Genomic DNA, 20,257 nt, shown 5'->3' with positions numbered 1-20,257 from the left:
TTATGAGAAAAATTAATCAATGAAAATTTAAAACAAAATCAATAGCATATATTAAATCAACCACTTTTAAAACAAAAACTTCTTATGTCAAAGTATCATTCATTTCAATTATATTAGGATTGCTTTGTGGAATTATATTTTTATATTGCTTTGGTATGAATGGGTTTGGTTTTATTTTTAGTAGTTTAATTAAACCTTTTACTTCACCAGTTGAACCAGAAGGGACAGTTATATTATTAGCTGTATTTATACTTTTAGGTCTTGGATTAGCATTAGGTTTTAGAATAAAACTGTTTAATATGGGAGGTAGTGGTCAAGCGATAGGTGGTTTATTAATAACATATCTATTCTTGAATGCTGTAACAGGTGGTTCTGATTTCTCTAATTTACCTGGTGGATATGGAATTTTATTATTTCTAATTTTTATAGTATCAGGTGCAATAGTTTCATCACTTACTGGGATATTAAAAGTTTTATTCAATATTCATGAAGTTGCAACTTCAATAGTTATAAACTGAATATTGTGATATTTACTTAAATACGTTTTATTTATTAAATTTGATACTCAATTAAACTCACCAAATTTACCTGAAGTATTTGGATCACAGTTGTGAGTATTTGCAATTATCTTTGCTCTAGTTTCAATAGTATTGGTATTTGTTGTTTGTGAAACTACAACAGTTGGTTATAAATATAAAGTTGTTGGAACTCAATCTACAGCAGCTAAATATGCAGGTATAAAAACAAACTCATTTATTATTGGTGTAACAGCCTTACAAGGGGTTTTTATATCGGCCGCAGGATTCTTTTATTACTTTGGTTTAAAAAGTAATATATCTGTAACAAATGACATTATGCCTTTATTAGGATTTGATGGTATACCAATTGCATTAGTTGCATTTAATAACTTCTTGGGAATAATACCAGTTGCAATATTGTGAGCTGTTTTAAAAGATGGAATTCAATTAACTATGAATTCACCTCAATATATGGGACTTCCTTCAGAAACATCAGATTTATTATTTGGAATAATAATATTGTTCTCAACTATGTATCTATTATTAATGAAAATAAATATTTCTAATTATGTAAATATTATTATTCATAAAATTAGAGATCCAAAATTTAAAACTGAAATTGAAATTATAAATTCTGATATTAAAGAATTGAAAAAAGAAAAAAATATCCTTATTTTGAATTTAGATTCAACAAATGAAAAATTAAAAATAAAAGAGTTGAAAAAACAAATACAAAATAAGTCAGAAAATCTTGAAATTTTAAGAGATGAATTAAACAGTCTAACAAATGAGTATAAAGAAAATAAAGCATTCCAAATTTCAAAAATTAAAAATAAAATAAAAGATTTAAAATTGGAAAAACACTTATTTATAAATAAAGAGCTAGATAAATATAATGAACATTCAATTAAAGGTTTGAAAAAAGTTTATGAAGGTAAATATAATTCTACAACATTTCCTATTTTGGATCAGGTTGTTTCAATAGAATCTGAAATACAAAATATAAAAGAATCTTTATCAAATTCAAATATTAAAGAACAAGAAAAATTAATAGCTAAGAAAAATAAGTTAGAATTAAAAGCTGCTTCTTTAATTAATAAGCAAGAGTCGCAAATAAAATATTTTAAAAATAATTTTGCATCAACAAAACAAGAAGCAAAAACATATTTAAATGATTTAAAACTAATTTATAAAAAAGAAATAAAAGAGTTAGAAGCAAAAAAAGGTTCTAGAACATTTAAAAAATTAAAAATTAGAAAATTAAAAATCGATCTACTAGAAAAACAAATGGAGGTTGTAAAAATTTATGGAAGCAATATTTAGTTTAGCGTTAGGATTTTTTGTTGTTTTCACATTAGCCGCTATATCAGGAATGTTTTCTGAAAGATCAGGGGTTGTAAACCTTGGGATTGAAGGTTTTATGACAATCGGGGCTTTGGCATACGTGTCATTTTGCTTTATGGTTAAAAAAACATCAAATAACGTTGAAGACTTACATGTCTTATACTTATTAATTGGTGCGCTATTCTCAATGGTTGTTGCAGGTTTATTTTCATTGTTACAAACATTAATGGTTTTAAAATTAAAAACAGATCAAATTATTTCTGGTACAGTAATTAATTTATTAGCTCAAGGTATTGCATTATTTATTGTTCATATTCAAGGATTCGGAACTGGTGGAACTATTTTAGGTTCGCTAAGCCCTAAGCTAATATCATTAAATTACTTTATTGCTTATGCCATATTTACAATGCTAGTAACTGTTACAATAGGTTTATATTTTACTTTTACAAAAGTAGGTACAAGGCATATAGCTGCTGGGGAAAACCCACAAGCTTTAGATGCAGCAGGTGTTAAAGTTAATAGATATAGATTTGTTTGTATAATTATTTCAGGTGCTATAGCTGGTTTAGCAGGAACAATGTTTGTTGTTACCCAATCACTTCAAAATTTTAATGGAAGTGTTCAAGGATTAGGGTTTATTGCATTAGCTATTATGATAATTGGTCAATGAAGAGTGAGCCTAATTGTTATGTTCTGTATAATATTTTCAATAATGTTTAGTATAGGTCAAAGAATTACGGGATGAAACTCATTGCCAAGAGCACTTCCATTCATCATGTCAATTGTTGTAATGGTTATTGCATCAAAATGATCATCACCGCCACAAGCAAGTGGTGTACCATTTGATAAAACTTTAAGATAAAATAATATTAGAAAAAAGAGGAATTATTATGACACCACACATTAGTGCAAAAAAAGAAGATATTGCAAAAACTGTTTTAATGCCAGGAGACCCATTAAGAGCTAAGAAAATTGCTGAAACATATTTAGAAAATGTTAAGTTAGTTAACGAAGTTAGAAATATGTTCATGTACACAGGAACATATAAAGGTATACAAGTAACAATAGCAGGAAGCGGAATGGGCTGCCCAAGTATTGGAATATATTCATATGAGCTATTCAATTTTTATAATGTAGAAAACATTATTAGAATTGGTTCAGCTGGAAGTTACAAAGAAGAAATCAAAGTTTATGATGTTTACAATGTAAAAGAAGCATATGGAGATAGTAACTATGCTAAATTAGCAGCAAATATTGATGATAAAGTTATTAAAGCAGGAGATAAACTTTATTCATTGATTGAAAAAATTGCTAAAGATAAAAAAATTAAAACATTAACTGGAAGAGCACATTCAGCAGATGTATTTTACCGTCATGATGATATTACTGAATTTGTAAAAGAAAACAATTTAGATGTTGTTGAAATGGAATCTGTTGCTTTATTTGCAAATGCAATAAAAGCTAAAAAACAAGCTGCATGTTTATTAACAATATCAGATAACTTGGTAACAAAAGAGGTTACGACAGCCGAAGAAAGACAAAACAATTTTATGCAAATGGTTGAAATTGCTTTAGATGCTGCTGTTGAATCTAACTAAAAAATAATACTTTTTAAAGGCACATTTATATGTGTCTTTTTACTTGGACTTGTTTTGCCTCTATTTTTTTGATATATTTTTTTATAACTAACTTAAAAAAGAAAGAGAAAAAATCGATGTTTAAAAAAAGAGATAAAAGTTCTAAGGTTTATGAATTTTGATACTTATTTTTACTTATTGTAGGAATTTGTATTGGTTCAGGAATTTATGTTAAAAACCAAGAACTAATAAGCCAAACAAAGAGTCCTTGAATAGCTACTGTGTTATGACTAACAATTGGACTAGTATGTGTTATTTCAATTGTAGTTTTTATGGAAATAGCAAAATCAACTGAAAAAGAAGGAAACGGAACAGTAAGCAACTGATGTAAATTATTCATAAATAGAAAATTTGCGTCATTTGTTTCTGTATTATATACAACTATTTATATGCCAGCTTATCAATCAATATTTGTAAGCTTAACTATTGCCTACTTTTTTGCTTTCACAGGAATAACTCCAGATCCGAAAGCTTTATTGAGTGTTTACATACTTGTGGGAGTTTCACTATTTGTACTATTTGCTTTTGTGAATGTGTATTCAGCAAATATTTCAAGAAAGATGCAATTTTTTGCAATGTTTATTAAATTCATACCTTTAATAATAGCTTTTTTTGCAGGATTTTTAATTGCAATATTAGGTTCAAATCCCAAAGGTAATGGAATGGGAATGGATAGTGGAACAGATTTACTTTTCATGAACTTTTTAGGGGGAATGGGAGCTATACTTTTTTCATTTGATGGCTATATTTTTACAGCTAACACTCAAAAGAGTGCTAAAAACAAAGAAGTTGTACCAATCGCGATTATTTCAGGATTAATATTCATAACAATGTTTTATGTTTTAATGGCTATATCCTTATTTTTAGGTGGTGATGGAAGTGTTGAAACTGTTTTGATACAAGTATTTTCAGGTTTCAGTGAACACCCATCAGACACATCAATAAAAGCTGCAAGTACAGTTGTTTACTTAATAATGTTTTTAATATGCTTACTAAATATAAATATGTTTACACATTTTGGAACGTCTAATTTACTATCAGATCATAATATGAAATTAACATATTTAAGAAAAGGTGGTAATGGATTTAAAAAATCAGCTTTTACACAAATGGCTATATCAGTAACTTTTTATGTTGCGTTAATTTTAGTAGGTGGTCTTTCATCTCATGGAAAATGAGCGGGTATGTCAACAAATGTAAACATAAATTTCTTTGATCCTGAAACTCAAAAAGTAATTTACATTGCTTATTTAACATCTCCTATGTTCTATGTAGGAATAATGTCATCAGTTTGTGTAGTTCTAATATTTATTGTTATATCAATGTTAATGATTGCAGCAATGTGAAATAGAAAAACTCAAAAAGTAAAAGTAAGTAAAGTTAAATTCTTTTGACCTTCAGCAATCATTTCAACAACATTATTCTTATTCTTTACAATATGTGGATTAATTGTTTTCTTAGCACCTCAATTAATTGATTCATCTGACATGAATTGAAAAACAAATGGCGGAATGATGTTTACAATTATTTTCATCGTTACTTTATTAGCGACAATTGTTATATGATTATTACAAGAAAGAATGTTCAAAATAAATCCATTTGAAAATGGATTTGAAGGCGAAATTGATAAAGACATGAAAGTTAATAACTGAATGGCAGCCAAAGAAGCCCAAGAACTTAGAGAAATAAACAATGAAACAAAAACAAAAATTAAATCTACCTAATTGATTAACTCTAATAAGATTACTTTTAGTTCCTGTTGTTGTTATGCTTGTTATATCAAACATTTGTGATTGAGATAAAAGTTTTATAATTGGAACTGACACTTCAACATTCCATATAACATTAACAATGCTATTAGCTGGTATTGTATTCATCGTAGCAAGTTTCACAGATTTTTTAGATGGATACTTAGCTAGAAAGAATAATCAAGTTACAGAATTTGGGAAATTCTTTGACCCAATAGCAGACAAACTTCTTGTTAATGCAACTTTAATTTTATTCGCTTCAAGTATTTCTATAATACCTGTTTGAGTAACTTTAGTCTTAATCCTAAGAGATATATTTGTAGATTTTATTAGAATGATATTGAGTTCAAAAAATATAACTTTATCTGCAGGAATTTTTGGAAAATTAAAAACAGTTTTCCAAATGATTGGATTATCAATCTTATTCTTTTTTAGCTCATTTACTCTTAATATAGAAGTTTGACAAGAACAATTGATTTTAATTCCAATGTATATAGCTGTAGCTTTCAGTTTATATAGTGGTTTGGATTATTTCTTAAAAGCAAGAAAAAATTTATTTTAGTAAACAAAGGAACTTATGTTCCTTTTTATTTAGCAATCTTAAAAAGAAGGTATGTGCTATAATAATTTAAGTTAAAAGAAGAAAAGGAGATGTGAACAATGTTTAATAATTGAAAAATTTTTGAAGACAATTTAGGCTTTGTTCCATCAGAAGAAATAAAAGATAAATTAAATGAGTATTATAAAATACTTGTTGAAGAAAACTTAAAATATAATTTAACAAGAATAACAAATGAAGAAGATGTTTATGAAAAACATTTTTTAGATTCTTTATTATTTACAAAGGAAACAAAAATTGATAATCAAAAAATTATAGATATTGGAACAGGGCCTGGCTTCCCAGGAATAGTTTTAAAAATATTTTTTCCTGAAACAGATATTACTCTAATTGATTCAAATAATAAAAAAATAAATTTTCTTAACATTGTAATTAAAAAACTGAATCTAAAACAAATTGAAGCAAAACATGCAAGAGCAGAAGAATTGGCTAGAATTGAAAACGAAAAATATGATATAGCAATTTCTAGAGCTGTTGCATATTTGGATGTGATTTTAGAATTAGCCGTTAGATTCTTAAAGATTCAAGGAAAATTAATTTTGTTAAAAGGACCAAGAGCTGATGAGGAAATAAAAAACTCAAAAAATATTGATCAAAAACTTAAAATAAAATTAACTAATAAACAGTCTCTTGCTGATACAGGTTTCGGAGAAAGAATAAATTTATTTTATGAAAAAGAAAAATCAACTCCAGAACTTTATCCAAGAGAATATGCAAAAATAGTTAAAGAGAGCGGTAAAAAATAATGCATACAGAATTACAAATCGGTGATTTAGTTGTCTTTAAAAAATCGCACCCAAGTGGAACTGTAAAATGAGAACTAATTCGCATTGGTGCGCTATACAAATTTAAAAGTACTGACAAGTTTGATTTATTTATAGAATTAAGAAGAAGTGTTTTAGATAAACAAATAAAACAAATAATAAAAAAAGAAGGAGAATAAGATGAGTTTAAAAGTAGGAATAGTAGGTTTACCAAATGTAGGTAAGTCAACTTTATTTAATGCAATAACAAATTCAAATGTAGAAGCAGCAAATTATCCATTTGCAACAATAGAACCAAACGTAGGTGTTGTTGAAGTTCCAGATGAAAGATTAGATAAAATTAATGAAATATTTAATTCAAAGAAAAAAATAGCTACGACAATTGAATTTGTTGACATTGCAGGTTTAATTGCAGGAGCATCAAAAGGTGAAGGTTTGGGTAATGCATTTTTAGCTAACATTAGAGAGACTGATGCAATTTGTGAAGTTGTTAGATGTTTTGAAAATAAAGATATAACACACGTTGAAGGAAGCGTTGACCCTATAAGAGATATTGAAATCATAAACTTAGAATTAATGTTATCTGATGAAGCTACAATTAAAAAACGTATTGAAAGAATAACTCCAAAGGTTCGTGGTGGAGATAAAACTTTAGTAGCTGAAATGGAAGTTCTAAAAAAGGCTGCTGAATGTTTAGATTCAAATAAACTTTTAAATACATTAGAATTAAATGATGAAGAAGATAAAATTCTTAAAGGTTTCCAATTCTTAACTGCAAAAACTTTCATTTATGTTGCTAATGTTAATGATGATGAATTAATTGAAGACAATGAATATGTTAAACAAGTTAAAGAATTTGCTTTAAATAATAACGCTTCAGTTGTAAAAATTTGTGCCAAAATTGAAGAAGATTTAAGTGAAGCAACACCTGAAGAAAAGGCTGAGTTTTTAAATGACTTAGGTGTTAAATATTCTGGTTTAGAACAAGTTATAAAAGCGGCATATGAAGCACTAGACTTAGAAACATATTTTACAGCAGGACCACAAGAAGCTAGAAGCTGACAATATAAAAAAGGATGAACAGCACCTCAATGTGCTGGTGTAATACACACTGACTTTGAAAGAGGATTCATTAAAGCAGATATTTATAATGTTCAAGACCTTATTGAATTAGGGGATGAAAAGAAAGTTAAAGAATCTGGAAAAATGCGTCTTGAAGGTAAAGGTTACATAATGCAAGACGGTGATGTTTGTTTCTTTAAATTTAATGTCTAGTTTAAAAATTAAAAAAACGTTGTCTTATCAAGGCAATAATTTAAGCTATACAATTACATATAAAGAACAGAAACACATCATTTTAAGAGTTATACAAGGCGAAGTTAGAATTAGTGCACCTTTTAATACACCTGATTGAGAAATTGAAAAAATTATTTATAAAAATATTTCAAAAATAGTTTCAGTTCAAAATAAGCATATAATTGCATCAGTATATGATTTCAATACTTTAAAACCTTGAGTTAAAGTTTTTGACCAAGAGATGGAAATAATAATAGATGAAAATTTAACAAGATCTAAAATTGAAAACAATAAGATTTATATGAAAAATTATTTTAACCAAGAAGAACAAGTTAAAAAGCTTTATAGTATTTTAGCTAAACATTATAAAAATTGATTCATTTCAAGAACAATTGATTGAAGCTTGAAAATGAATGTTCAATTTAGAAATGTCAATGTTAAACTTATGAAGGCTAAATGAGGATATTGTTTGCCTAAAGATTCTAAAATAGCGTACAACACAAAATTATTGCATTTTAATGATGAAATCATTAGTTATGTTATCATTCATGAGTTAACACATATTTTACACCCAAATCATTCAAAAGAATTTTGACATTTTGTTGAAAGGTATTGCCCAAATTATAAAGAATTGCAAACTCAATTAAATTCAACAGGAATATAGATTTTTTATTTTAAATAAACTATAATAAATTTTAAGATTTGTTGGAGGTGTTTTTTATGAAAAAATTAATTAAACATTTTTTAAAAAATCCACCAATAATCGAAAACAAGTTTTTAACAACCAAATAATCGTCTTTTATAGACGATTATTTTTTTTGTAAAAACGGAAAGAGGGGAAAATGAAAGAGTTAAAACAAGAAGAAATAGGTCTTGCTTTAGAGCCGAGAGAAAAGCCAAAAAGTTATGGACAATGATTTATATTTTCTATTCAACATGTGTTTGCTATGTTTGGATCAACAGTGCTTGTTCCCATTATTATAAATGGACTTGCTAAAGAGGTTGTAATGACTTCTTCAATGGCATTATTTTGTTCTGGTGTTGGAACATTAATATATATTGCTTTAACAAAAGCAAAAGTGCCAATGTATTTAGGTAGTTCGTTTGCGTATATGACAGCGATCGGAATGAATTATCAAGCATATGGAAATTCAGTATTTGTGGCTATAATGGTTGCTGGACTGATTTATATATTATTTGGGATATTAGTATATTATTTAGGTACTGGTTTTATTGAAAAAATATTTCCTGTAATTGTTATAGGACCTTTAATAATGATAATTGGATTAAGCGCAGCACCTTCTGCATTAGCTAATGCGGGTATAACAAGTGCAAAAAGTTGGAGTGATTCAGCAAAGGGATATGCACAATGAATTGCAGCACTAATAGCAGTATTTACTTTTATGGTGACTATTATAGTAACATTGAAAGCTAAAGGGATAGCAAAAGTTATTCCGGTTATGATTGGAATATTATCAGGATTCGTTTTAAGTTTGATTATTCATTTTTCAATGAAAAATTCAACATTAATAGATACAACAAAAATAACAGATGTATCTCAGTGAGAATGATATCCTTCATTCAAACCATTATGAAAACAAGAAGCCAAAAATATATTGCCAGCGATATTAGCAATATCACCATTAGCAATAATTGCAATGGCAGAACATATTGGCGATCATATAGCAATGGGATACATAACTAAAAAAGATTTTGTAAAAGACCCTGGTATACATAGAACACTTATTGCAGATGGTGTTTCTATAGTATTTGATGGTTTAGTTGGTGGCCCACCAAACACTACTTATGGTGAAAATACAGCGGTTATTGGTATGACAAAGGTTGCATCTGTGTGAGTAACTGGTGGAGCCGCAGTAATAGCTATAATTTTATCATTTGTTGCACCAGTTAACCAAACAATATCAATGCTACCAGAGCCTGTAATGGGTGGTGTTGGAATGATTATGTTTGGATTTATAAGTATTAATGGTGTAAGAATAATGATAACAAGTAAAACAGATTTTATGAATATGAGAAATGTATTCATATCAGCTACAGTATTAGTAATTGGAGTTGTTCTTAGCGTATTAGGTGAAGGAATAGACATAGGTTCATTCAATTTACCTGGATTAGGGCTAGCTGCATTTATAGGTATAATTTTAAATTTAATATTACCGACAAAATTAAATGAAGGTTTTATGTGCATAGAATGAATAAAATCTAAATTTAAAAAATAAAATAATATATATTGTATAATTCAAATAGAAAAGAGGATCATATGATAATAAAAAATGAATGATTTAATAAACATAAAAATGTTTTTTTAAATATGTTTGTAATAATTACAGTTAGTTGCTTATTAATAGCTGCTGTTGAAGGAATAGGTTTAAGACAAAAAGTTTATTATGGAGAAAATGATTTATATTACTTAAACGTAATAAATCTATCAAAAATAGCTTTGATCAATGAGCAAATTAATAATTCACTTAATTTAGTGTCTCCTTATAATGTTTTATATCATGACACTTATGGACTTTTAGTTGCTGGATTAACAATAAGTTTTCTTTCAGCACTCATTCCTTTATTAACAAGCTTTATTGAAGTTAAGGAAGAAAAAGGAAATAATAAAATATTTTTAGTGTCAAGATTATTTGCTTTTGTGGGAGTTATTTTAGTTTTAGTTTCTATAGTATTTTTTGTTCTTAAATTTACTAATATAACAAATAGTATAACAAATTCAAATGGGCAAGATATTTATACATCAGCATCTCAAATTTTTGATATGGGAGCATTTTCAGGAATATTAATTTTAATTTGTGTAGCTGGACTTTTAGTTATATTTATACCTAAGAAATTAAGATAATAAAAAAGATGTGAGTACACATCTTTTTTTATAGTATGATAACACTTATTTTAATTTATTAAAAGGATGATTATTGTTCGCAATAATCTCTTTTATTTTAAAACCTTCTTTTCAGTGACCAGGATAAATTAAATGTTCACTAAATTCGTTACCAATAGATTTTATGGACTCAAAAAATATTTCATCATTACAAGTCTTATCAAACATATTCTTTAAAGGGTGGTTGACTGCGTCACTAAAAAGTTTTTTATGATATCCAAATCCATCAATAAAAAGCGTATCTCCCACAAATAAATATTGGTTATCTACCTCGTAAAATGTAGTTCCTTTAGAATGACCGCCTTTATGTATAACATTTATTAAGAAATCATTAATTGTTAACTTTAAATTTTTATCAAATACTTTAAATGAAATCTTCTGATTAGTAAAATCAACTTTTTGACCATTTTGAGTTCCATTTACATTGACGTCAAATAAATATTCGAAATCATATTCATGTATATGAATATTAGCGTTTGTTTGTATAGAGATGTAGTCCAGACCAACAATATGATCATGGTGAAAGTGTGTAATAAAAATATCTGTTAAATCTAAATTGTTATTTATTAAATAATTTAATATTAAATTTGCATTGTAACCGCCATCAATTAATATTGCTTTTTTAGATATTTCATTAACAATTAAATAACTGTTAGCATCATTTAAAAATGAAACTTTAAAATTTTTTATGTATTTTTGCATTTAGTTTACTTCCTTGTTTTTATATATTTTAATCTTTTTTGTATAATAATGTTTAAAGGTGGTGTGTAATGAAAAAAGTAAAAAAAATTCTAGAAAGAAATATTTTAATTGAAGAGTTAACTCACAAATATTATTTAGATGGAATTGAAGTTAACAAACCTAGTGTGTCAAAACTTATTGATTTACTTCCTCATCATGTATTTGATACATCTTTTGCCGAAACACCTGAAGGTCAGCAAATATTAGATTTAGCAATTGCAAGAGGAAAACATTTACATAAAATTGCTGAAAACTTTATAAATGAAAAAGTAACTAAGAATTGTTGTGAGATCAAATCGCATTTTGAAATGAAAGAGTGATTGTTATGAGTTTTAAACAAAATTTCTAATGACTATCCTGAATCTGAAGGATGAGAAATAATAAGCGAACTTTCAATGATAGGAAAAGAATACGTTGGAACACTTGATTTGTTATTAATAAATACAAAGCTTAAAAAGTATGTAATAGGAGATATAAAAACAACTAAATTACTTGCTAAAAACAAAGAAGCATTACAAGTTGTTTTATATAATGATTTACTAAAAGAAAGATTTAAACAAGTAAAATTTTCAGGTTTTGAGTTACAAAGTTTTTTTGTTATAAATTGTAATCTAATTAACAAACAAATATATTTGATTGATGAAGAAACTTTATTAAAAGCAAATACTGAAAAAGAAGAAATTTTAGCCATTTTAAAATCTTTAAAAATATAATAAAAAAACAAGGATTTTTAAAACCTTGTTTTTTTATTTTGTTTCTTTTGGCTTAGCAACGTATTCTAATCATGAACCATCTCTTTGTTCATATTCACGATATCCGCATTTAGTTGTTGTGAAGTTAGAACAACCTCTACCTCTACCAAATTTAGATTTAATAAATACAAGATTACCTTCATGACATCTAGGGCATTTTATATCGCTAGTCTTAGCTTCTTGAATTTGAGCTTTCACAGAAGCATTTAAGTCTTCATAAATTGTCTTAATTCAATCTTTGTAATCAAACTTACCTTCTGCTATCTCATCTAAATTTTCTTCCATTTTAGCTGTGTAATTAACATTGAAGAAATCTTCATATTTATTATATAAAAACTCTTCTGCTTGATACCCTTTTTCAGTAACTTCAAATGGTTTACCTCTATGTGGTATTGCATATTCTCGTTCTTTTAATTTTGAAAGAGTTGGAGTATAAGTTGAAGGTCTTCCAATACCCAAATCTTTTAGCTCTCTAACCAAACTTGCTTGGTTAAACATTCTTGGTGGAGATGTTTTAGCCTCTTCTGTGACTATTGCGTTTTTATTAATTGAGAAAACATAATTTTCCTTAAATTCAAAAGGTGGCTTGATTTCATCATCATTAGAAATCTCATCATCATTTTCATCAAGCTCAACATCCTCATCGGTTTCAAATTTATCCAATTTGTTGTATCCTAAATCCAATACTTCTTTTCAACTTTGTTTAAATTCATAACCATTATTTCAGAAAGTTCAGTTGTGATAGAAACCACTAGGACCTTTCATTAATGATTTAACTGTATTTCATCAAATTAAGTTATAAAGTCTAATCATATTTTTGTCTTCTATTTGTGAAGATATGTTTTCTGGTCGTTGGTTTAAATCTGTTGGTCTAATTGACTCATGGGCTTCTTGCGCATTAGCTTGAGTTCTTACAGGAACAGCTTCTTTAAAAAGATCACCTTTAAAATTTTTATTAATAAAATTCTTAGCTTCAAGAACAAAATCACTAGAATATCTATTAGAATCTGTTCTTATATATGTCACAAGTCCTGCTTCATAAAGTTTTTGAGCAGCAACTGTAATTTGAGCAGCACTCATTCTCAATTTACTAAAACCATCCTGTAGCAAACTAGCTGTTGAATAAGGTTTAAAGCTTCTTACTTCAAATTCTTTGGCTTTATATTTAGTACATTTATAATCTTCACCTAAGTTATTTATAATAACTTTAGATTGTTCTTCAGAAATATAATAATTTTTTGGATCATTTACAACTAAGTTATTATCGTCTTTGTATAAAAATAATTTAACATTTTGCTTTGAATCCATAACAAAAATCTTTTTATAAATAGTTTCAACGAAAGCTTTAATTATTTTATCTCTATCAACAAGTATTTTTAATGCTGGTGTTTGAACCCTACCTGCGCTTAATAATCCTGTGCTTTTTTGAAGAGAATTAGAAACCATATATCCGATTATTTTATCTAACATTTGTCTAGACAACTGTGCGTTAACTAAATCTATATCTATTTCTCTCATTTCACCAAAAGCCTTAACAACAGCACTTTCAGTAATTTCATTAAATGTTATTCTTTTTATTTCTTTATTATCTTTAGCAAAAAGATTTGCTAAATGTCAAGCAATAGCTTCTCCTTCACGGTCGGGATCGGAAGCAAGAATAATTTTATCCGCACTTTTACCAGCTTTTACAATTTCAGAAACATTCTTTTTCTTTGTTGTTTCTATTTTAAATGTTGGTGTCATTGTTTGAAGGTCTATTCCAAGCCCTCAAGGTCCAGAGTCTGCTATTCTGTTAATATGACCACCACTAGCTAAAACCTCAAAAGAATCTTCTTGAAAATTTTTCTCTAAATAATGTTTAATCTTTTCAACCTTTGATGGTGATTCAAGTAATACTAAATATTTTGCCATGTCCACACTTCTTTCATTGATTAATTTAAACCTTTTCTAAACATAATTTCAACTAAAATTTATTTTTTTCATTTTAGGCTTATATATATTATTAAATTAAAACTATAGTTTTATAATAACTTTTTACTTTTTAAAAAATAGGACTATAATATTAATAATTTCAAAAATGGAGGCAAAATGAAAACTGTTATTATTGGTGGTTCAGCAACGGGTATGGGTGTTGCAGCTAAACTTAAAAGACTAAATGAACAAAATGAAATAGTTGTTATTCAGGATAAGGATTATGTTTCGCTTGGAGCTTGCGGAATACCATATTATATAGGTCATAATTTTGAAAATCCAGAAACCTTGATCGCAAGAAAAATTGAAAAATTTGAAGAATCACAGATTTCTGTTATTAGTAATTCAAAAGTAAACAAAATCGATTTTGAAAATAAAAAGGTTATTTTTGAAGAATCACAGATATCTTATGACAATTTAGTTATTGCTGTTGGTGCAAAACCAATAACTCCTGAAATTAAAAATATAGATGCCAAAAATATATTTACTGTTAATTCAAAAGAAGACGCGATTGAAATTAGAAAAACAATCAATGATGATAGTAACGTTTTAATAATAGGATCAGGTTTAATTGGTTTAGAAATGGTTGAAAATATTAAACATAGTACAGCAGCAAAAATATCAATTATTGAAAAAGCAGATAGAGTGTTAAAAAATTTATTTGATGAAGAATTTTCTGAATTAGTAGAAAAAGAAATTTTAAATCAAGAAATAGAGCTGTTTAAAAATAATGAAGTTATAGAATTTGTTAAAGATAATAATGGCAAAGTAACTGGAGCTAAAACAATTAATGGTGAAATAATAAAATGTGATGTGGTTATTTTAAGTATTGGTGTTATACCAAATACTTCATTTCTAAGAGATACCGATTTAGAGTTAGAAAATAATGGTGCAATAAAAATTAACGAATATTGTGAAACGAATATTCCTAATGTTTACGCAGGTGGAGATTGTTGTAGCAGTTTAAGTTATTTATATAAAAACACAAGAACATTTTATTTAGCAACAGTGGCAAATAAACAGGCAAAAATAATAGCAAATAATGTTAATAAAAATAAATCAAGTAAATTTGTTGGGGCATTAGGAACAACAATAATAAGATTCTTTGATTTAGAGTTAGCGAGAACTGGTGAAAATAGAATGTTTATTGATATGAACAGTATTGAAACTAAAGAAGTTTTAATTAAAGATAAGGATCACACTAATTATGTAACTGGGCAAGAAGATATATGATTGAAAGTAATCATAGATGTTAAAACTAAAGAAATTATTAACGTGCAAATGATAGGAAAAAATAAATCTGTTTTAAGAATTTATGGATTAGTTGGTTTAATTTGGTCAAGAAGTAAAGTTGACGAAACTTTAGAGCAAATTGATTTGCCATACTCTCCACCGTTTTCAAGAACAACAGATATTATTCATATTGCTTTAAGTAAGTTAATATAAATTTAAGAAAAGAAAAAAGAGGATATAAAAATGTTATTAAGCAGTTTTAAAGAAACATTCCTTCAAAACTTTTTAAGCATAAGCACATGACAATCACTTTTAGCGATTGTATTGTTTTTTGGTTTAATGGGTGGGTTTTGATATGGATTAAGACAAATAAAAATTAAATTTGTATACAGAATATTTATAGGTATATCTATAGGTTTAATATTTGGTATAGCAATTCAAGCAATTATAGGTTTCCCTGGAGGTTCATGATTTTCACATGATGGACAATCAGCTTGGGCGCTTGTTGATGGCAATTGATTAAATATTTCAGAATATTATATTGAAAAGCCAAATCTTGAAGGAATGGCTGAAATAAAAGGTAACTATGTTCAAATAAAATTAATAATTGGATTAGACGGATACGAAGCGATAATAAACGGATTAACAAAACTTTCTTTATTTAAAGATGCTAAAGGAGCAAATGTAGCTTTTAATTCAGCAATTTCTTTTTCACCAGAAGTAAAGTCTGGAATAAATTGAATAATTGAATTTAATACGTGAGCATCAATGTTAAGACAAATATTTATTAATGGTATTTTATTAATTACAATACCAGTTGTATTTATTGCAATCTTTAGAGTTGTTGCTAAACCTGGAAGTAAAGGTTTAGGAAGAATATCTGGAAAAGCTGTAGCTATTTTACTAATAAATGTAGCTATTGCATTTACAATTACTTTCTGAATAGGATACGTTTTAAAAATTGGTAAAGGATTAAATTTTGATCAACAAATACCTGGTGGTTCTGGAAGAACAGATTCTAAAGCTTTACCAGAAATAATTTGGGGATACATACCTTCTAATTTCGTTGCAACATTATCAGCAACAGCAATCATACCCGTTATTGTGCTTGCTGCATTGGTTGGATATGCAACAACATTCGTAAGAAAAAAACATCCTGAGTCAATGGATAATTTAATGAATTTCATGGACAGAGCTTGAGATATAGTTATGTCTATATTAATGACATTTATGAAAATAATGCCATTAGCAGTAATGGCCATGTTGACAACTTCAATTACAACAAGAGCTATAGGTGCACTTGCTTCTATAGGTTTAATATTAGGAGTTGGATATTTAGGTTTAATAATTATGTTAGGTGTTATGACTTTAATTTTATTCTTATCAGGAATTAATGTTAAAGCTTGATGAAAACATGCTTGAAGACCTTTTGTTCAAGCTTTCTCAACACAGTCTTCAAATGCAACACTGCCAGTAACTATGGACACATTGTCTAATGGCATGAAAATTAAAGATAAGGTAACAAGCATAGTAGCTCCACTGTCTACTTCACTTGGGCTTGTTGCTTGTGCTGGGGTTCAAGCAGGATTAATTACTTCTGTTTTATACACAGGTTCTGAAACTGTTGCATCAATGAACATATTTGCATTCTTTATATTAGGACTATTTACTACAATTGTTGCAAGTATTGGTATTGCTGGTGTTCCCGGTACTGCAACTGTTGTAACATCTGCAGTTTTAAATGGAATTGGTTTTGGAGCTTTCTTTGCTCCTGTTTATGCAATTTTTGGTGCTATTGATGGTTTATTTGACATGGGTAGAACAGCAACAAATGTTACTGGTGGAATTTTTGCCGCTACGCTTGTTGCAAAAGATGAATTATTATTTGAAGAAGGTACAGAGTTAATATCAGAAAAAAAATTAACAGCATTAATTGAAAATAAAGAAAAAAAAGAAAACTTAAAAAAAGCGTCAAAAGATAAAAAGAAAACAAACAAATAAAAAAATTGATAAAATATATAAAGTTTGAAAATTACAAAGGAGAATACATGACTAAGTTCAGATTAAGATATGCACCATCGCCAACTGGTTTCTTACACATTGGAAACACAAGAACAGCTTTAATGAATTATTTATTTGCTAAACATTATAATGGTGATTTTATTGTAAGAATAGAAGATACTGATTTAGAAAGAAATGTTGAAGGAGCAATTGAATCACAATTTGAAAACTTAAATTGGCTTGGAATAAATGCAGATGAATCATTTTTAAAACCTGGTGAAGAGAAGTATGGTAAGTACATGCAATCTCAAAAATTTGGTAGATATCAAGAACTTGCTGAAAAACTTATTTCAATAAAAAAAGCATATCGTTGTTTTTGTACAACTGAAGAATTGGAAAAAGATTATGAAGATCAAGTTGCAAAAGGCATAGTTGCTACTAAGTACTCTGGGAAGTGCTCAAGATTAAGTGAAAGTGAAATTGAGTCAAATTTAAAATCGAATAAAGATTTTTCAATTAGATTTTTAGTTCCTGAAACTACTTTGAATATTAAAGACTTTATAAAAGGTGAAATTACATTTGATTCTAAGGAGTTAGGAGATTTTGTTATTTTAAAAACTAATAAAATAGCGACATATAACTTTGCTGTTGTTGTTGATGATTTTGACATGGAAATTTCTCATGTTTTAAGAGGTGAAGAACATATTTCAAATACTCCAAGACAAATTTTAATTTATCAAGCTTTTGGATGAGAAACACCTCAATTTGGACATATGTCATTAATTGTTGATTCTACAGGTAAAAAATTGTCAAAAAGAAGTGGTAATGCATTATTTTTCATTGAGCAGTATAAAAATCAAGGTTATTTACCAGAGGCAATGTTTAATTACATTTCTTTATTAGGTTGATCACCAATTGGAGAAAAAGAATTGTTGACTAAGCAAGAATTAATTTCAATGTTTGATGATAAAAGATTTAGTAAATCTCCTTCAACATTTGATATGACAAAAATGAAGTGAATAAATTCTCAATATATGAAAGCCTTATCTGAAGAAGAATATTTAGAATTTACTAAAAAATACATTAATACTGAAATGTTTAATACTAAAGAGAAATCTGAAGATTGATTAAATCAAGTTTTACTTTTATTTAAAAAAGAATTAGAGTTTGCTGATCAAATCAATAATCATTTAAATATATTCTTTAATGAAGTTGATGTTACAAGTGAAACAATTGAAATATTGAAAACAATTGAAGAGCATGAAAGTGTCATTAAAGAATTTGAAACTCAAATATCTACTTTAAACGAATGAGAAATCGAAAATATTAAATCTTTAATTAAATTAGTTAGCGAAAATACTGGTAAAAAAGGTAAAGATTTATTTATGCCTATCAGAATTGCTTCTTCAAGCTCTGAACATGGTCCTTCACTAGCTGATGTTATTTATTTATTAGGTAAAGATAAGGTTTTAGCAAACATAGCTAAGGTTAAATAGGTAATTATTATGGAAAAAGTTTTTAGAGATAGTATTCACGGTGACATATTTATTCATGATGAGATTTTTATGGAAATAATTAATTCACCAGAAATGCAAAGATTAAGAAGAATTCTTCAATTAGGTGGAGCTCAATTTGCTTATGCTGGAGCAACACATACAAGATTTACTCATTGTTTAGGTGTTTACCATATCATTTCACAATTTCTTAAAGCACCAGATTTTGAAAAAATATCAGCTAAAGAAAAGAAAATAGTTTTACTTGCAGGTTTAATGCACGATATTGGTCATGGTCCGTTTTCTCATACATTTGAAAAAATAAGCAATAGAAGTCATGAAGAATATAGTGCTGACATAATTAGAAATCCTGAAGGAAACATTTCAAAAATTTTAAAAAAACACAAGGTGGATCCTGAAGATATAATTGCTATACTAGAAGGTAAATATCCAAATAAAGTTTTAAATTCATTAGTTAGCAGTCAATTAGATGCAGATAGAATAGACTACTTGATGAGAGATTCATATTACTGTGGTGTTAATTATTCTTCACTAGATACAGAATTTTTAATTAGAAATGTTAGAATTATGGATGACAAAATTGTATTCCCTAAAAAAACAATTCATGCAATTGAGTCATATTTACTTGGAAGATACCACATGTATAAGCAAGTTTATGAACATAAAATATCAACAGCTTTTGATGTAACACTTATAAGTTGATTTGAAAGAATTATTGATTTAAATGAAAAAGGGTATAAATTTTTGGATGATAGAATAAATAATTATTTTAGTTATATTTTTAATGGACAAAATATCCCAATACATTTATACTTAATTTTAGATGATTTCACGATGTTTGATATCATGAAAAGTTGTCAAAAAGAAAATGACCATATTCTTAATGATTTATCTGATCGATTAATTAATAGAAATTTCTTAAAATTAAAAGAGGCAGATGAATTTAAAATAAGAGAAATTAAAACCTTATTAAAAGAAGAGGGCAAAGATCCTAAATACTATTTTATTGAACCTAAGGTTAAAAAACCTAGCATTTATAAAGATGGTGTAACAGATGGCAAAGATCAAACTATTTATATAGTTGATAAAAACAATGTGGTAAAATCATTAACTAAATTTAGTTTATTGGCTAATACAGTTAAATTAATCGAAGATGAAAAAACAATTAAAAAATACTTTTTTCCAAAAGAAGTAATGTAAATATAGAGAGTAAGGGT

The 20,257-nt window shown here is 27.3% G+C and carries 18 protein-coding genes; 16 read left to right on the top strand and 2 right to left on the bottom strand.

Annotated elements, in window-relative coordinates; translation table 4 throughout:
* The first annotated feature begins 2 nt into the window (after positions 1–2).
* From MFL_RS03535 to MFL_RS03485, 11 genes are all read left to right on the top strand, one after another.
* Entirely contained in the window at positions 3–1,841 is a 1,839-nt protein-coding gene (locus MFL_RS03535) for an ABC transporter permease (protein WP_011183563.1), read from the top strand.
* Positions 1,825–2,724: an ABC transporter permease gene (locus MFL_RS03530; RefSeq protein ID WP_011183562.1), complete on the top strand. Its 900-nt coding sequence runs from the start codon at positions 1,825–1,827 to the stop codon at positions 2,722–2,724. Before MFL_RS03535 ends, MFL_RS03530 begins: the two co-directional genes overlap by 17 nt.
* Positions 2,725–2,752: 28 nt before the next feature.
* Positions 2,753–3,460, top strand: a complete 708-nt coding sequence (gene deoD, locus MFL_RS03525; RefSeq protein WP_011183561.1) for a purine-nucleoside phosphorylase — start codon at positions 2,753–2,755, stop codon at positions 3,458–3,460.
* Positions 3,461–3,576: 116 nt separating this feature from the next.
* On the top strand, positions 3,577–5,223 hold the full coding sequence (locus MFL_RS03520; RefSeq protein WP_164919801.1) for an APC family permease: 1,647 nt from the start codon (positions 3,577–3,579) through the stop codon (positions 5,221–5,223).
* Complete coding sequence (gene pgsA / locus MFL_RS03515) at positions 5,192–5,809, top strand: CDP-diacylglycerol--glycerol-3-phosphate 3-phosphatidyltransferase (RefSeq protein ID WP_011183559.1); 618 nt, start codon at positions 5,192–5,194, stop codon at positions 5,807–5,809. The genes MFL_RS03520 and pgsA overlap by 32 nt, the downstream gene beginning before the upstream one ends.
* Positions 5,810–5,907: 98 nt before the next feature.
* On the top strand, positions 5,908–6,612 hold the full coding sequence (gene rsmG, locus MFL_RS03510; RefSeq protein WP_023026249.1) for a 16S rRNA (guanine(527)-N(7))-methyltransferase RsmG: 705 nt from the start codon (positions 5,908–5,910) through the stop codon (positions 6,610–6,612).
* Positions 6,612–6,809 (top strand): DUF951 domain-containing protein, encoded by a 198-nt coding sequence (locus MFL_RS03505; RefSeq protein ID WP_011183557.1) that lies wholly within the window; start codon positions 6,612–6,614, stop codon positions 6,807–6,809. The genes rsmG and MFL_RS03505 overlap by 1 nt, the downstream gene beginning before the upstream one ends.
* A 1-nt stretch (position 6,810) precedes the next feature.
* On the top strand, positions 6,811–7,905 hold the full coding sequence (gene ychF / locus MFL_RS03500) for a redox-regulated ATPase YchF (RefSeq protein ID WP_011183556.1): 1,095 nt from the start codon (positions 6,811–6,813) through the stop codon (positions 7,903–7,905).
* The gene (locus MFL_RS03495) at positions 7,877–8,590 is read left to right on the top strand and encodes a SprT family zinc-dependent metalloprotease (protein ID WP_041356927.1); all 714 of its coding nucleotides are present in this window, start codon (positions 7,877–7,879) and stop codon (positions 8,588–8,590) included. The genes ychF and MFL_RS03495 overlap by 29 nt, the downstream gene beginning before the upstream one ends.
* Positions 8,591–8,768: 178 nt before the next feature.
* A complete protein-coding gene (locus MFL_RS03490; protein ID WP_011183554.1) occupies positions 8,769–10,163 on the top strand; it encodes a uracil-xanthine permease family protein in 1,395 nt (464 codons plus the stop codon).
* A 41-nt stretch (positions 10,164–10,204) separates the two neighbouring features.
* The gene (locus MFL_RS03485) at positions 10,205–10,789 is read left to right on the top strand and encodes a hypothetical protein (protein ID WP_011183553.1); all 585 of its coding nucleotides are present in this window, start codon (positions 10,205–10,207) and stop codon (positions 10,787–10,789) included.
* A 45-nt stretch (positions 10,790–10,834) separates the two neighbouring features.
* Here the strand turns inward: MFL_RS03485 and MFL_RS03480 are convergent, their stop codons facing one another.
* The gene (locus MFL_RS03480) at positions 10,835–11,530 is read right to left on the bottom strand and encodes an MBL fold metallo-hydrolase (protein ID WP_011183552.1); all 696 of its coding nucleotides are present in this window, start codon (positions 11,528–11,530) and stop codon (positions 10,835–10,837) included.
* 68 nt (positions 11,531–11,598) lie between these two features.
* On the opposite strand from MFL_RS03480, the gene MFL_RS03475 reads away from it, so the two are divergent.
* Positions 11,599–12,282 (top strand): hypothetical protein, encoded by a 684-nt coding sequence (locus MFL_RS03475; RefSeq protein ID WP_011183551.1) that lies wholly within the window; start codon positions 11,599–11,601, stop codon positions 12,280–12,282.
* A gap of 33 nt (positions 12,283–12,315) precedes the next feature.
* Here the strand turns inward: MFL_RS03475 and topA are convergent, their stop codons facing one another.
* A complete protein-coding gene (gene topA, locus MFL_RS03470; protein WP_011183550.1) occupies positions 12,316–14,232 on the bottom strand; it encodes a type I DNA topoisomerase in 1,917 nt (638 codons plus the stop codon).
* 177 nt (positions 14,233–14,409) lie between these two features.
* On the opposite strand from topA, the gene MFL_RS03465 reads away from it, so the two are divergent.
* The 4 genes from MFL_RS03465 to MFL_RS03450 are packed head-to-tail and all read left to right on the top strand — an operon-like array spanning position 14,410 to position 20,240.
* Positions 14,410–15,738: an FAD-dependent oxidoreductase gene (locus MFL_RS03465; protein WP_011183549.1), complete on the top strand. Its 1,329-nt coding sequence runs from the start codon at positions 14,410–14,412 to the stop codon at positions 15,736–15,738.
* A 30-nt stretch (positions 15,739–15,768) separates the two neighbouring features.
* Positions 15,769–17,526, top strand: coding sequence for a dicarboxylate/amino acid:cation symporter (locus MFL_RS03460; protein WP_011183548.1), 1,758 nt, complete (start codon positions 15,769–15,771; stop codon positions 17,524–17,526).
* 47 nt (positions 17,527–17,573) lie between these two features.
* The gene (gltX, locus tag MFL_RS03455) at positions 17,574–19,022 is read left to right on the top strand and encodes a glutamate--tRNA ligase (protein ID WP_011183547.1); all 1,449 of its coding nucleotides are present in this window, start codon (positions 17,574–17,576) and stop codon (positions 19,020–19,022) included.
* A 9-nt stretch (positions 19,023–19,031) separates the two neighbouring features.
* A complete protein-coding gene (locus MFL_RS03450) occupies positions 19,032–20,240 on the top strand; it encodes an HD domain-containing protein (RefSeq protein WP_011183546.1) in 1,209 nt (402 codons plus the stop codon).
* The last annotated feature ends 17 nt before the right edge of the window (positions 20,241–20,257 follow it).

The sequence above is a fragment of the Mesoplasma florum L1 genome (assembly GCF_000008305.1).
Lineage (GTDB): Bacteria > Bacillota_I > Bacilli_A > Mycoplasmatales > Mycoplasmataceae > Mesoplasma > Mesoplasma florum.
Note: the sequence above shows the minus strand (reverse complement) of the source record. Positions and strands in the feature narration are given on the sequence as shown.